Origin of the sequence: Acholeplasma hippikon (genome assembly GCF_900660755.1) — a bacterium.
In the GTDB taxonomy this organism is placed as follows: domain Bacteria; phylum Bacillota_I; class Bacilli_A; order Acholeplasmatales; family Acholeplasmataceae; genus Acholeplasma; species Acholeplasma hippikon.
This window is the reverse complement of the sequence record NZ_LR215050.1, coordinates 741400-755989: the sequence shown is the minus strand read 5'-3', so window position 1 is coordinate 755989 and position 14590 is coordinate 741400. Positions and strand designations below refer to the sequence as shown.

At 32.2% G+C, this 14590-nt stretch carries 13 protein-coding genes; all 13 read left to right on the top strand.

The features are described from left to right. The first annotated feature begins 167 nt into the window (after positions 1–167). The 13 genes from EXC59_RS03680 (at position 168) to EXC59_RS03620 (ending at position 14588) form a co-directional block, all read left to right on the top strand. Positions 168–1109, top strand: a complete 942-nt coding sequence (locus EXC59_RS03680; protein ID WP_035368110.1) for a branched-chain amino acid ABC transporter permease — start codon at positions 168–170, stop codon at positions 1107–1109. Further along, complete coding sequence (locus tag EXC59_RS03675; protein WP_162163862.1) at positions 1109–2146, top strand: branched-chain amino acid ABC transporter permease; 1038 nt, start codon at positions 1109–1111, stop codon at positions 2144–2146. Before EXC59_RS03680 ends, EXC59_RS03675 begins: the two co-directional genes overlap by 1 nt. Then, a complete protein-coding gene (locus EXC59_RS03670) occupies positions 2143–3675 on the top strand; it encodes an ABC transporter ATP-binding protein (protein ID WP_232034476.1) in 1533 nt (510 codons plus the stop codon). Before EXC59_RS03675 ends, EXC59_RS03670 begins: the two co-directional genes overlap by 4 nt. Position 3676: 1 nt before the next feature. Next, the gene (locus tag EXC59_RS03665) at positions 3677–4411 is read left to right on the top strand and encodes an ATP-binding cassette domain-containing protein (RefSeq protein ID WP_084145044.1); all 735 of its coding nucleotides are present in this window, start codon (positions 3677–3679) and stop codon (positions 4409–4411) included. A 79-nt stretch (positions 4412–4490) separates the two neighbouring features. Continuing rightward, the gene (locus EXC59_RS03660) at positions 4491–5837 is read left to right on the top strand and encodes an ABC transporter substrate-binding protein (protein WP_035368114.1); all 1347 of its coding nucleotides are present in this window, start codon (positions 4491–4493) and stop codon (positions 5835–5837) included. Positions 5838–6051: 214 nt separating this feature from the next. After that, positions 6052–7257: an acetyl-CoA C-acetyltransferase gene (locus tag EXC59_RS03655; RefSeq protein ID WP_035368116.1), complete on the top strand. Its 1206-nt coding sequence runs from the start codon at positions 6052–6054 to the stop codon at positions 7255–7257. A gap of 13 nt (positions 7258–7270) precedes the next feature. Then, positions 7271–7993: a 3-oxoacyl-ACP reductase FabG gene (fabG, locus tag EXC59_RS03650; protein WP_035368118.1), complete on the top strand. Its 723-nt coding sequence runs from the start codon at positions 7271–7273 to the stop codon at positions 7991–7993. 10 nt (positions 7994–8003) lie between these two features. Beyond that, positions 8004–9026: a 3-oxoacyl-ACP synthase gene (locus EXC59_RS03645; RefSeq protein WP_035368120.1), complete on the top strand. Its 1023-nt coding sequence runs from the start codon at positions 8004–8006 to the stop codon at positions 9024–9026. 31 nt (positions 9027–9057) lie between these two features. Further along, on the top strand, positions 9058–10383 hold the full coding sequence (locus EXC59_RS03640; RefSeq protein WP_035368122.1) for an acetyl-CoA hydrolase/transferase family protein: 1326 nt from the start codon (positions 9058–9060) through the stop codon (positions 10381–10383). Then, positions 10370–11191 (top strand): alpha/beta fold hydrolase, encoded by an 822-nt coding sequence (locus tag EXC59_RS03635; protein WP_035368123.1) that lies wholly within the window; start codon positions 10370–10372, stop codon positions 11189–11191. Before EXC59_RS03640 ends, EXC59_RS03635 begins: the two co-directional genes overlap by 14 nt. A 14-nt stretch (positions 11192–11205) precedes the next feature. Further along, a complete protein-coding gene (gene phaZ, locus EXC59_RS03630) occupies positions 11206–12090 on the top strand; it encodes an intracellular short-chain-length polyhydroxyalkanoate depolymerase (RefSeq protein WP_051658904.1) in 885 nt (294 codons plus the stop codon). Between the two features lie 23 nt (positions 12091–12113). Continuing rightward, on the top strand, positions 12114–13295 hold the full coding sequence (locus EXC59_RS03625) for an acetate/propionate family kinase (protein ID WP_035368125.1): 1182 nt from the start codon (positions 12114–12116) through the stop codon (positions 13293–13295). A gap of 135 nt (positions 13296–13430) precedes the next feature. Then, a complete protein-coding gene (locus EXC59_RS03620; protein WP_035368126.1) occupies positions 13431–14588 on the top strand; it encodes a hypothetical protein in 1158 nt (385 codons plus the stop codon). The last annotated feature ends 2 nt before the right edge of the window (positions 14589–14590 follow it).

Sequence of the window (14590 nt, the reverse complement as noted above, 5' to 3'; positions counted from 1 at the left end):
GAAAAAAATAAATCGTTAGCACAAAATAATGTATGCGTTTTCATAAAATTGCGAAAATCCGTTGACAAGTCATTTTTTAATTGTTAATATATAGATGAATAAATATTCACATTTGAACATATTTATAAATGGGGAGTAAATAATTGATTGGCCAAAGGAGGAATAAAATGGCTATTGTTCAGGATGTATTAAATATTATAGTGCCAGCCTTAATCTCATTTGGCTATTTAGCTTTAGCGACGTTTGGGATCGTCTTAATTTACAAGACAAGTTCTACAACAAACTTTGCCCAAGGGATGTTAGGTGTCTTAGGAGCATTTACAACAAGTTATTTAATCGATAAACAAGGTATTCAAGAATTTACTGGATTACCTTCTGTGGTAATTACAAGTCCATGGCAACTGGTCTTACCAATGATTGCAGGGATTGCTGTTTCATTTGTTGTAGGTTTTTTCATTGATGCGGTTATCTTTAGGAAATCAAAATTTACAAACGCAGCAACTAAACAAATTATCACAATGGGGCTTGTGATTATAATCACAGGGTTAATTCCAATTATATTTGGAACACAAAGAAGAAATAGTTTCCAGTTTTCATCAAAGACAATTCAGTTTGCTGGTATTGCATTACCAGTTCATCAATTAGTAACACTCTTGATTTCAACAGTTGTTATTGTAGGAATCTTTTTACTACTTAGATTTACTAAATGGGGCTTAGGTGTAAGAAGTGTTGCCTCAAATGAAAGAGTTGCAAGTTTAATGGGTATTAATACAAATAGAATTAACGCATTAAGCTGGGCAATCGCTGGTGCATTAGGTGCTTTATCTGCAATTACATATACAGCAGGTATTGGTACTTTAAATGCTGTTTCGATGGTTCAGGTTCAAGTAGATTCATTCTATGCATCAATCCTAGGTGGGTTTGATACATTCTTTGGACCATTAGGTGGATTGTTAATTATGAATTTAGGACGTAGCGCGATTCCTGCATTCTTAATTAAATTTAATCTAGCTCAATGGAGTAATACTGTTATCTATATTCTTATTATGGTGGCTGTATTAATTAAGCCTGTTGGAATATTTGGTAAGAAGAAAGTGAAGAAAGTATAATGAACAGATTTATCGAAGACAGAGTAAAACCAATTCTTAAGAAACCTCAAATGCAATTTGTGTTTGTAGGGATTGTCTTATTAGTTGTTCGCGCATTAAGTAGTTCAATGTCAGTTACAAACTTCAGTGCAATCGTTCAAACAAGTTATTATTTCTTAGCTGGTTTAGGATTTGCCTTGTTACTAGGATATGGTGGATTGGCATCACTAGGTACAGGGGCATTCGTAGGTATTGGTTCATTTGCATTACATTACTTCTATAAGTATATGAACCAACAACTATTAGTTGCGATTGTACTAGCAATTATTATTTCAATTATTGTTTCATTATTATTTGGATTTGTAAGTTTAAGAATCTCAGGTATGTATTTAGCGATTGTTACGATGGGATTAAGTCAGATTGTTGTTGAAGTTATTAAAAACTTTAGCGAATATGCTTCAGGGACAACGGCTGGTTTCTTAATTAATCCAAATCGAAGACCTTTAGAATTATTCGGGTATGTGTTAAAAGCAGAAGATGCATTAATTTTCTCAGCCGTATTCATTGTCTTGGGGATGATTATCATCCACAATTTAATTCACTCAGCAACAGGTAGAGCATTATTATCAATTAAAAATAGTGAAACCGCTGCACAAACAATGGGTATTGGATTAATTAAATATCGTTTAACTGCATTCATTATTTCAGGTGTATTTGGAACATTAGCCGGTGTATTAAGTATTTTATTCACACGTGGTGCTAACGTTAGCCAAATCGGATTAGCTTTTGCATTAAATATTCTTGCTGCAGTTGTTATCGGTGGAACTAAATCAATCTGGGGAATCATGTTAGGATCATTTGTGATTTTTGGCTTAGACTTAGCAGTTCTACAAAAATTAAACCTAGGTAGTTATTCACCAGTTATTAATGGGGTTTTAATTATTGTTGTAGTGATGTTCTATCCAGGTGGATTAATCCAAATCTTTACAGATTTAAAAATTAAGATAAAACTCGCGATTGAAAAGAAAAAAAAGGCAAATGAGGAAAAGCGAGTATGATGACAATCGAACAAAAAAGACATTATAAAAATATTAATAAAAGAAGAAAAATCATCTTACAAAGAAATTACTTGATTGGCTTAACTGAAGAATTAGATTTACAAACTGAAATTAAAAGAACAAATAAAGTTAACCAATTTGAAAGATATAAATTAGAAGATAAAACAAAAGTTAAAAATAGTTTTGATAGAGAGTACTTAATTAGTAAAGATATATCAGATTATAGAGATTTAGAAAATAAAAAGATTAATCAAAAGATTAGACGAATTGAAAAAGAAGCTAAGAAAAATTCAGAAATTAATAAAGACTTAATGATTGATGAATTAATAAAAGAAGCTAAAACAAGAGTAGAAACTTTTGGACAATCTATTCAATCTAAATACGCAATCTCATTACATCCAAACGATCAAGCATGTGTAGATAAAATTAATTCAATTGAATCAAAGTATGCGTTAAAAATTCAGAGTGTAAATGAAAAAGCGAATAAAGAAAAAGAAAAGAATAAACTTAAAGTTCAAAAACTTAAAGTGAAAATCGAAAAGCTTAACGATAGAATTGAAATCTTAAATCAAGAAATTGATCGAAATGAAAAGAAAATCATTAGTTTAAATGAAGGGAAACTCCAAGTTCTATCTAAAGATTTAGAAATATATGTAGATAGACCGAATGAAAGTGAAAAACTTCAAGAAATAAACTATGAAATGAATCGCTTAAACGCAATCAAAATCTTAAATGAAAATGAAGATTTCCAATTGTCGGTAACAAACTTAAAAATGTATTTTGGCGGTATTAAAGCCATCAATGACTTATCATTCTATGTTAAAAAAGGCGAAATCTTCGGTTTGATTGGACCGAATGGTGCAGGCAAAACAACAGTATTTAACTGTATCACACAATTTTATAAACCTACAGGTGGAAATATTAACTTCAAAAATAAAGAAGGAAATATTGTTGCCTTAACACATTTAAGAACACACGATGTGATTAAAGAAGGGATTGCAAGAAGCTTCCAAAACGTTGAGTTAATTTGGGAGTTAACAGTGATTGATAACTTAATGGTTGCTGCACACTCATTACTTGTAACTAAATTCATAGATCATATGCTTCACACTAAAAAAATGAAACGTGAAGAATTTATCCTGAGACAAAAGGGTATAAAGATTTTAGAAAACTTAGGCATTTTAGAGTATGCATTCCGTTCACCATATGGCCTTCCTTATGGTGTGTTAAAGAAAATTGAATTGGCAAGAACCTTAATGACAGATCCATCAATGATTATTCTTGATGAACCTGCAGCGGGTTTAAATGATGCTGAAACAAAAGACTTAGCACAAGTGATAAAGAAGATTAATCAAGAGATGGGAATCACTATCTTCTTAGTAGAACACGACATGGGATTAGTTATGAGTATTTGTGATACTATCTGTGCAATTTCATTTGGTAAGATGCTTGCGATAGGAACACCAGAAGAAATTAAAAATGATCCTGAAGTAAGAAAAGCATATTTAGGAGATGACAGCGATGAATAATATCTTAGAAATTAAAAATCTAGAAATTGACTATGGTATTGTTAAAGCTGTTAAAGGCATAAATATTGAAGTACCAAGAGGATCAATTGTTGCACTATTAGGAGCGAATGGCGCAGGTAAGACATCAACCATTCGTTCAATTTCAGGAATGACAAAAGTAAAAGCTGGTGAAATTTTATTTAATGGTGAAAATATTGCAAACCTTCCTCCTTATAAAATTGTGCAAAAAGGAATTATGCAATCACCAGAAGGAAGATTGATTTTACAAGGGTTAACCGTTGAAGAAAATCTACTTGTTGGAGCTTACTCAATTAAATCATGTGTTATAGATGGTGAAAAAATTTCTAGAAATCAAAGAATCAAAAAGACATTAAGAGAAGTATATAACTACTTCCCAATTCTAGAAAAACGTAAGAAACAACAAGCAGCAACACTATCTGGTGGTGAACAACAAATGCTTGCTATTGGTAGGGCTTTAATGGCAGAACCGGAAATCCTTTTACTAGATGAGCCTTCGTTAGGATTGGCACCACTAGTTATTAAAGATATCTTTAGTATCATTAAAAAGATTAAAGAAGATGGAAAAACAATCTTAATTGTTGAACAAAATGCTAGACAAACATTAAAGATTGTAGATTATGCATATGTGCTTGAAGTTGGAAAAATAAAAACTTCAGGTACAGCAAGTGACTTGTTAAGTAATGACGAATTAGTCAATGCTTACTTAGGTGGGTAGTTTACTGAACCAACCATTTAAGAAAAAAATTAGTTAGGTTAAAAATGTGCAAAGCACAAAAAAACACAAGGAGATAAGAATGAAAAAATTATTAACTATCTTATCAGCATTAGTTCTTTCAATCGTATTAGTTGGTTGTCAAGATACTGCTGAAACAGGTACAAGACAAGGTATCACGGATACTGAAATCATTATTGGTAACACTGCAGCTACATCTGGCGCATTCGCTGGTGTAGGTGTACCATTCAATACTGCTATGGAAGTTGTATTTGCTGAATACAATGCAAAAACAACTGGCAGAAAAATCGTATTAAAACATTACGATGATGAGTTTAATGGTGAAAAAGGTTTAGCTTTAACTAAGAAATTAGTTGAAGAAGATAAAGTATTCGCATTAGTTGGTCACTTCGGTACAAACACAGTACAATCAACTATGGACTACTTATTAACTTCAGGCGTTCCAATGGTATATGGTGTTACAGGGGTTAACTCTTTATACTTTGAAAACGAAGTTGGTAACAACATCTTAACTGTTCAACCAATTTATAAAACTGAAGGTAGAGTTATCTTAGCTAGAGTATTACATGAATCATTATTTGGTGCTAACGCTGATGCTAAATTAGGTGCATCTGAAAAGATCTATGTATTATATTCTGAAGATGACGCTGGTCAATCAATTAAAGCTGGTATCGAAGTAGAAGCTAAATCACAAAAAGTTGAATCAAGAGTTACTTATGTTCCGTTCAACGAATCTAACGCTTCATCAGTTGTACAAAGCGCTTTAGCTCAAAAACCAGGAGTAATTATCCTTTCTGCTAACCAAGCGCCAACAACTGCAGCTGCTAAAGCATTAAGAGAACAAGCCTCAACTATTCCTGTATTTACATCATATGTAAATGGTGTTACAGCATTCACACCAGCTCAAGTCGATGCTCAAACTCCACTTCCATTTGACGTATATGCTAATGCATGGGTAGATATTACTGATGCAAGCAAACCAGGACCAACTGCTGATATGATCGGTGGAGATGGTACATTAGCAGGTTGGGCATTTGATTTATCATTCTTAGCTGGATTCTCTAATGAATACTGGGAAGGATTTGTTAAATCAATGAATTCAACAACAGTTCAAGGTGCTAAAGAATTATGGGCTAACTCATATGCAATGGCTGGTTACATTGCTGCTAAGACTTTCGTAGAAATCTTAGAAAGAGTTGACTTAGATACTGTAACTTGGGAATCATTTATTAAAGCTGCTGAACAAGCTCCAATCAAATTACCAATGGCTGGTACAATCGACTGGAGAAATGGTCAAAGAATCGGCTTAGACTCATTATCATTAAATAAAATGACTTATCCAACAACTGGTGCTACATTTGCTAAAGTAAGAGACGTTGAAAACTTAGAAACTATTAATAAAAAATAATCCTAAATAAGCGCTGCGAGGGTGTTAAGTCAGAACTTAACATCTTCGCATTCTTCAACACTTTTTAAATATGAATATTTATTCATAAAATGTTTCTAAAACGTTGATTAAAATTATTTATCTTTGATAAAATACGAATGAATAAATATTCAGATTTAAAAAAATACACAAACAAAAAATAATAATAAAATGTAAAAAATTAAAGGAGATTTATATGAGTAAAGTTTATGTAGTTGCTGCAAAACGTAGTGCATTAGCATCTTTTTCTGGAGCGTTAGCTAATGTAAGTCCTGCAGACTTTGGTGCTCAAGTCTTAAAACAAACTTTAGCATCAGGCAACATTCAAGGTGAATGGATTGATGAAGTCATTATTGGTCACGTCTTATCAGCTGGACAAAAACAAGGTTTAGCTAGACAAATTTCTGTGAATGCTGGTGTTCCAGTTACTGTTCCAGCTTACACATTAAATATGGTATGTGGATCAGGTATGAAATCAGTAATGAATGCTTATACATCAATTAAAGCAGGAATTCATCAAATGGTAGTAGCTGGTGGTATTGAATCAATGAGCCAAGCGCCATACTTAGTGAATGGATATCGTACAGGTATTAAAATGGGACATCAAACAATGCAAGACCATATCTTACATGATGCATTATTAGATGCCTTTGAAGGATACCATATGGGTATTACTGCAGAAAACATTGTTGAGAAATATGGATTTAGTAGAGAACAACAAGACAAGTTTGCATATAACTCTCAAATTAAATCAATGAAAGCTCAAGATGAAGGGTTATTCAATGATGAAATCGTTCCGGTTGTAATTAAAAATAAAAAAGGCGATATCGTATTTGATAAAGATGAATACATCAACAGAAATACATCATTAGAAAAGATTTCAACTTTACGTCCAGCATTTAAAGGTGATGGTACGGTAACTGCAGCATCATCTTCAGGTATTAATGATGGAGCAAGCTTCATGGTGATTGCATCAGAAGAAGCTGTTAAAGAACATAACTTAACACCTCTATTTGAAATCATTGGTATTGGTCAAGGTGGGGTTCATCCTAAAGTGATGGGATTAGGACCTACACCAGCAATTAAAAATGCGGTTAAATTTGCGGGTATTAAATTTGAAGATATCGATGTTTTAGAATTAAATGAAGCATTCGCTGCACAATCAATGGGTGTTGTTAGAGAATTAAGCCATGAGTTTGGTGTAAAGGAAGAAGAAATTTTTGAAAAAACTAACCCTAAAGGTGGAGCAATCGCATTAGGACATCCACTTGGTGCTTCTGGTAACAGAATTTTAGTAACATTAGTATACGATTTATTACACAATGAAAATTACAAAATTGGACTAGCAAGTTTATGTATCGGTGGTGGTATGGGAACTGCAGTTATATTAAAGAAAATTTAAGGAGATAAATAAAATGGGAAAATTAGATGGAAAAGTAGCAGTAGTAACAGGTGGAGCTAAAGGATTAGGAGAAGCAATCTCTGTTCAATTAGCAAATGAAGGGGCAAAAGTAATTGCCGCTGATATGGGAGATTTAACTTATACACATGAAAATGTAGAAGGTTACAAATTAAATGTAACTGATGTAGCAGGTGTACAAACATTCTTTGATGAAGTTGTAGCTAAATATGGCAAAATTGATATCTTAGTGAATAATGCTGGTATTACCAAAGACGCAATGACAAGAAAAATGACCGATGATCAATGGGACTTGGTATTAGACGTTAACTTAAAAGGTGTATTTAACTTAACAAGATTAATTGGTCCACACATGCAAGCTAACGGCTCAGGGTCTATCATTAACATCTCTTCAGTTGTTGGTGTCTTTGGTAACATCGGGCAAGCAAACTATGCTGCAAGTAAAGCAGGTGTGTTAGGCTTAACAATGACTTGGGCAAAAGAATTCGCTATGAAAGGTGCTAACGTTAGAGTAAATGCGATTGCACCAGGATATATCATGACTGAAATCTTAAAAACTGTTCCAGAGGAATTATTACAAAAATTTGCTGCATTAACAATGTTAAACCGTTTAGGACAACCAGAAGAAATTGCTAAGGTTGCATTATTCTTAGCATCTGATGATTCAAGCTATATTACAGGTCAAACATTAAATGTTAATGGCGGCATGAGATTATAAGGTTAATCACATGGCAAACGTAGGAATTGTAGGAACAGGTATTTACTTACCAAAAGGAAGAATCACTGCTAAAGAAATCGCAGCTAAAACAAATGGCGTGTGGAGTGAAGAAGCAGTTATTGAAAAATTAGGTATTGTTGAAAAAGTTATACCTTTAGAAATGCCACAAGATGGCACCCAAGAAATGGGTGCCCTTGCTGCATTAGACGCACTAAAAAATACTGGAATAGATCCAAAAGAAATTGATGTGATCATTTCAGTTACTGAAGAATATAAAGAATATCCTTTAACAACTTCTGCACTATATATCCAAGATAGAATTGGTGCAGTAAATGCTTGGGGTATTGATGTACAAAACAGATGTTGTACAACTGTATCTGCAATGAAAATGGCGAAAGATATGTTGGTTGCAGATGATGAAATTAATGTTATTATGGTAGTAGGAGGCTATCGTAACGGGGACTTTGTTGATTATACTGATAAGAATATGTCAATGATGTTTAATCTCGGTGCAGGTGGCGGAGCGATTATCTTAAAGAAGAATTACAATAAGAATTTATTACTAGGTAGCCATGTCATAGGGGACGGGTCATTATCTAGAACTGCAGGGGTTGAAATTGGAGGTATTTGTAATCCAATTACCGAATCTAATTTAAAAGAAGCGAAGAAATCACTTCGTTTACTTGACCCTGTGAAAATGAAAAACAGACTAAATGAAGTTTCTATGCCAAACTGGTTTAAATGCATCGATGAAGCATTAAGAAAATCTAATTTAGAAAGAAAAGATATCGGATTTTTAGATATCTTACACATTAAACGTTCTGGCCATGAACAAATGGTTAAGGACTTAGGTTTAACAGAAGACCAAACAATCTATTTAGAAAACTATGGTCATATTGGTCAAATTGACCAAATTCTGTCACTACACTTAGCACTGCAAACTGGCCAAGTTAAAGATGGTACAGTTGTGTGTATGTTAGCTGCTGGTATTGGTTATGTATGGGCGGCAAATATTATCAAGTGGGGTAACTAGTTTTTAAAAAACTTTAGTAAGGGGTTTTATTATGAAAAATACAAAATATATTACTGCAAGAGAAGCTGTAGAAATCGTAAAATCAGATGACCATATTGTTATCGGAATGATGGGATCAGAACCTCAAGCTTTTATGAATGAGTTACATCATGTTGCACATAAAGTGAAAAATGTAACCATGTCATCATGTTTACCGATTTTAGAGGCTGAATGTTTTATGAATCCAGAGTACAAAGAATCATTTAACGTTGCAGGCTGGTTTTATACAAACACATTAAGAAAAGTACATCAAAATGGTAATATATCATTCATCCCAAATCATTTACACTTAGCAGGTAAGAAGAGATTTCAACATAAAAAACCTACGATATTTGCGATGAGTACTTCAATGCCAGATAAACACGGATTTGTTTCATTATCAATTCAAAACGTGTATGAAATGGAAGCAATTGAACTTGCAGATACAGTAATCTTTGAAATAAATCCAAATTTCCCAAGAACATTTGGAGATAATGTTGTGCATATTAGTCAAGCTGACTATATTATTGAATCAAATTATCCGGTTCCAGCAACACCAAGTGCAGAACCAAGTGAGAAGGATTTAATTATTGGTAAAATTATTGCAGATCAAATTCCAGATGGTGCAACTATCCAATTAGGTATTGGTGGTATTCCAAATGCCGTTGCAGCATCATTAAAAAATAAAAAGAACCTTGGTATTCATACAGAAATGTTTACCAACGGTATGATGGATTTAATTAAAGCAGGCGTTGTAAATGGCTTGGCTAAGAACTTTATGAAGGGACGTCATGTTTGTGCGTTTGCCTATGGGTCGAAAGAATTATATGAATTCTTAGATAATAATCCAAGTGTTTACTTTATGCGCGGATATGAAGCAAATGACCCGGCAATTATTGGATTAAATGATAATCAAATTTCAATTAACACAACCCTTGAGATCGACTTAACTGGTCAGTGTGCATCTGAAACAATCGGACACCAACAATTCTCAGGAACTGGCGGTCAGTCAGACACTGCAGTCGGTGCACAAAATTCTAAGGGCGGTAAATCATTTATCGCATTATACTCAACAGCGATGGTGAAAAATCCATTAACTGGTGAAAGAGAAGAAAAATCTAAGATTGTTTCAACACTTAAGCAAGGGGCTGCAGTGTCACTTTCAAGAAATGATGTTGACTATGTGGTAACAGAATATGGTTGTGTATGCCTTCGAGGAACAACCATTAAAGAAAGAACATTATTATTAATTTCAATTGCACATCCTAAATTTAGACCCCAATTATTAAAAGAAGCAGTTGAGTTAGGATTTATCCATAAAGACGATGCCCAGATTTAATTTTAAAGGGAAAAATATCCATTATGAAATCGATGGGGTTGGGGAACCTGTTGTCATTTTAAATGGAATCATGATGTCAACGAAAAGCTGGGAGTTTTTAGTACCAGATTTAGTTCAAAAATATCAATTAATCAGATTAGATTTTTGTGATCAAGGTCAATCTGATGCAATGGATAAACCATATGAACAAGATATTCAAGTTGAACTGTTACATGAGTTATTAAAATTATTAAATTTAAAAGAAATCAATTTAGTTGGAATTTCTTATGGTGGAGAAGTGGCACTTGTTTTTAGTGGAACTTATCCAAAAATGGTAAAAAGATTGATTATCTTTAACTCAGTAAGTTATACAACAAGTTTATTGTCTAATACGGGTAAGTTATGGAATGATGCTGCAAAAGCTAGAAATTCAGAAGAATACTATGACTTAACAATTCCTGTTATCTATTCAAAACAATTCATGAAAGAAAATGAAGCATGGATTGAAAATAGAAAAAAGCACTTGATTGAAAATGTATTTAGTAACAATGATTTTTTAGATCGAATGATTCGTTTAACAGATAGTGCGGATAATTATGATTGTAGACCATTATTAGATAATATTACGATGCCAACATTAATTGTTGGTTCAGAAAAAGACCAATTGACTCCGATTAGTCATCAACAACATTTAGCGAGTCAATTAAAAAATGCATCCTTAGTCGTACTTCCAAATAGTGGACACGCATCCATGTATGAAGAACCCATGGTATTTATTAGTTTAATCCTTGGATTCTTTGGAACTAAAAAGAGTGAATATATCCTATAACGAGGTAAATTAAAATGGAAAAGAAAAGTATTTCAATCGGCAAAGAAGAATTATTTTATTACGATATTAACAAAGGAAACCGCGTGATTTTAGCCATTCATGGGAATTCTAGTTCAAGTGCTTACTACAGTCCTTTATTTGATAAAGTAGAAGAAGGGTTTAGACTTATAGCACCAGATCTTCGTGGGTATGGAGATTCTTCATACAATGAACGTGTGACGTCATTAAAAGATTTTGCGAATGACTTAAATCTTTTCTTAGAAAAATTAAATGTAGATGTCGTTGATGTGATTGGTTGGAGTTTAGGTGGTGGGGTTGTTATGGAATTAGCAGCTAACTATCCAAATAAAGTTAAAACACTCACATTATTAAGTTCTACAACACATAAAGGATATCCAATCTTTAAGAAAAATGAACAAGGTCAAGCTAAATTTGGTGAGGTCTATGAAAGTGTAGATACACTTCAATTTGACCCTGTTCAAGTGGTTCCACTACAAACAGCTTACCAAATGAAAAATTTTGACTTCGTAAAATATATATATGATGTCACAATTTATACAGGTAAAAATAAACCAACTGAAGAACAAACTAAACTTTGGATTTTAGACACACTTAAACAAAGAAATTTAGTAGATGCTGACTGGGCATTAGCAACTTTAAATATGTCAAATGAAGTTGGTTTCTATGGTATGGGAACTGACACAATAAAAAATATTACGCAACCAACTTTACATCTATGGGGAAACAAAGATTTAATTGTTCCTGAATTTATGATGTTAGATAATATGCGAGCAATCAAAAATTCAATCAATAAAGTTTATGATGGATGTGGACATTCACTTTTAGTGGATGAAATTACATTCTTTAATGATGTGATTGAATTTATTAAATCAAATTAAAATCATAAGAGGGAAAAAGAAAAATGAAGGTTATTGCAGTCAATGCCGGTAGTTCAAGTTTAAAATTCCAACTACTGCAAATGCCAGAAGAAATTGAATTAGCATCTGGAATTGTTGAAAGAATTGGTAAATCAGATGCTATTTTTCAAATGAAATTTAATGGCGAAAAACATAAATTAGTTTTAGAAATTTTAAATCATAAAGATGCTGCGGATATTGTAATCAAAAACTTACTTGATTATGGTGTTATTAAAGATCTTAAAGAAATTAATGGTGTTGGTCACCGTATCGTTCAAGGCGGAGAAACATTTAAAGACTCTGTTTTAGTAACTGATGAAGTGATCAAGCAAATCTCTGATTTAAGCGATTTAGCACCACTTCATAACCCAGCAAACGTCACAGGTATTTTAAGCTTTAAAGAAGTTTTAAATGAAGTGCCACACGTTGCTGTGTTTGATACAACATTCCATCAAACAATGGAACCAATCAACTATTTATATGCAACTCCATATGAATGGTATGAAAACCATAAGGTTAGAAAATACGGTTTCCATGGCACAAGTCATCAATATGTTTCACATCGAGCAGCTGAGATTTTAAATAATCCAAAGGCTAAGATTGTTGTGGCTCATATTGGTAATGGTGCATCATTATCTGCGGTTAAAGACTTAAAGAGTGTTAATACTTCAATGGGATTAACACCACTAGATGGTCTACCAATGGGGACACGTAGTGGTGCAATCGACCCTGCAATTTTAGGTTATATTGCTAAAAAAGAAAATATGAGCCTAGAAGAAGTATTAGAAGCATTAAATAAAAAATCAGGTTATCTTGGTGTATCAGGATTATCAAATGACTCAAGAGATTTAGAAGAAGCAATTAAACAAGGACATGAACGTGCAAAACTTGCTATTGATTTACAAGTGAAATCAATTGTAAATTACATTGCACAATATTATGTTGAATTAGGTGGTTTAGACGCGATCTGTTTTACTGCTGGAATTGGAGAAAATGCCTCTGATTTTAGAGAACAAATTGTAGAAAAATTAGCACCACTTGGCGTTATCTTAGATAAAGAAGCTAATAAACTACGCGGAGAAAGATTAATTTCTACACCAGAATCAAAAGTGAAAGTGTTCATCATTCCTACAAATGAAGAAGTGATGATAGCACGTGATGTATTAAGAGTAGGATTTCAAGCATAAGGGTTACTTCATGTAGCCTTTTTTATTTTATACAGTGTTGCACTTGTTATACTAATCTATCTTTATAAAAAATAAAGTAAATATATGCCCTTTAAACTATAATGAAGGTGGATAAGGTTAAAAATAGGGGGACATATGAAAAAAATATTTTGTTTAACAATAATTGTTTTTGGATTGTTAATACTTAGTGCTTGTAAGAACACTAGAATAGATATTGAACCATCAAAAAAGTATGAAATAGTTAAAGAAAAATATGGTGAAGTAACTTACTTAAATGAAGGAAATATTGTTTTTAAAGCAGTTAAAGAAGAATTTGAGCATATTGAAGGTATAGATTATTTATTTTCAAATCGTGGTGACAGAGGATCTGTTTCACCTGATTTAAAGGAAAATTTCTATTTGATGATGGATATTGTTAAAAAAGATAATCAGTATAAAGTTTTGGTATACGATAATGTTTTAAAACCTGGTACTTATCTTAAAAAAGCATTTATAATGACAGATTATTTTTTACCTGTTGACCTAGATTTAGTATTTACAATCTTAAAAAACCACGATAAAGAGGAAATATTTAAACGATTTACTATTGAATATACTAAAAAAAATAAGCCTAATGAGACTATAAATAAAGAACTTACATTAATTGAAGCATTTAATTATCGCGCCAAATTAGATTCTATCTATATAGCATTTAGTAATTATGACTTGAACTTTCAAATAGTTGCTGATGAAAATAGTATTTACTTTGCAGATATATTTAATAGAACTATGCTTTATCCACTTAATGTAGATTATGAAGAATATACAAATGTATATATAGATACACTTAATGATACAAAAGTGATGTTTTCACTTGATAATGGTAAAACATTTAAAAATGTTGATAATCGTGTAGAAGAATTATATTTTACACGTGAAGAAATAAATGATGAGATTGATCAAGTTCTATTTTTATATGCACTCACACATGAAGAACTAACTAACAAAATCAATAATTTAAAGAAGCAAGATACGCCTGATTTTAATATAGATAAACTAAAAGAATTACCAAATATATTTGATAAAACATATTTTGAAAACAACATTTTAATATATTATTATAAATATGAATCTAATATCTCAGAAAATTATATATATGCTGCAACAATAAATGGTGATACATTAACGTTAAATGTAAATAGATTTGAAGGTTCTGATACAGCCATAAGTCATTGGGAAGAACTTATAACCATTAAAAAGAGTGATATTAAAGATATTAATCAAGTTAATTTAGTTTTAAGAACGATAGATTAACG

Coding starts and splice junctions, on each gene's coding strand:
- EXC59_RS03680 (WP_035368110.1), top strand. CDS start 168: ATGGCTATTGTTCAGGATGTATTAAATATTATAGTGCCAGCCTTAATC.
- EXC59_RS03620 (WP_035368126.1), top strand. CDS start 13,431: ATGAAAAAAATATTTTGTTTAACAATAATTGTTTTTGGATTGTTAATA.
- fabG (WP_035368118.1), top strand. CDS start 7,271: ATGGGAAAATTAGATGGAAAAGTAGCAGTAGTAACAGGTGGAGCTAAA.
- EXC59_RS03670 (WP_232034476.1), top strand. CDS start 2,143: ATGATGACAATCGAACAAAAAAGACATTATAAAAATATTAATAAAAGA.
- EXC59_RS03675 (WP_162163862.1), top strand. CDS start 1,109: ATGAACAGATTTATCGAAGACAGAGTAAAACCAATTCTTAAGAAACCT.
- EXC59_RS03660 (WP_035368114.1), top strand. CDS start 4,491: ATGAAAAAATTATTAACTATCTTATCAGCATTAGTTCTTTCAATCGTA.
- EXC59_RS03645 (WP_035368120.1), top strand. CDS start 8,004: ATGGCAAACGTAGGAATTGTAGGAACAGGTATTTACTTACCAAAAGGA.
- EXC59_RS03655 (WP_035368116.1), top strand. CDS start 6,052: ATGAGTAAAGTTTATGTAGTTGCTGCAAAACGTAGTGCATTAGCATCT.
- EXC59_RS03640 (WP_035368122.1), top strand. CDS start 9,058: ATGAAAAATACAAAATATATTACTGCAAGAGAAGCTGTAGAAATCGTA.
- EXC59_RS03635 (WP_035368123.1), top strand. CDS start 10,370: ATGCCCAGATTTAATTTTAAAGGGAAAAATATCCATTATGAAATCGAT.
- EXC59_RS03625 (WP_035368125.1), top strand. CDS start 12,114: ATGAAGGTTATTGCAGTCAATGCCGGTAGTTCAAGTTTAAAATTCCAA.
- phaZ (WP_051658904.1), top strand. CDS start 11,206: ATGGAAAAGAAAAGTATTTCAATCGGCAAAGAAGAATTATTTTATTAC.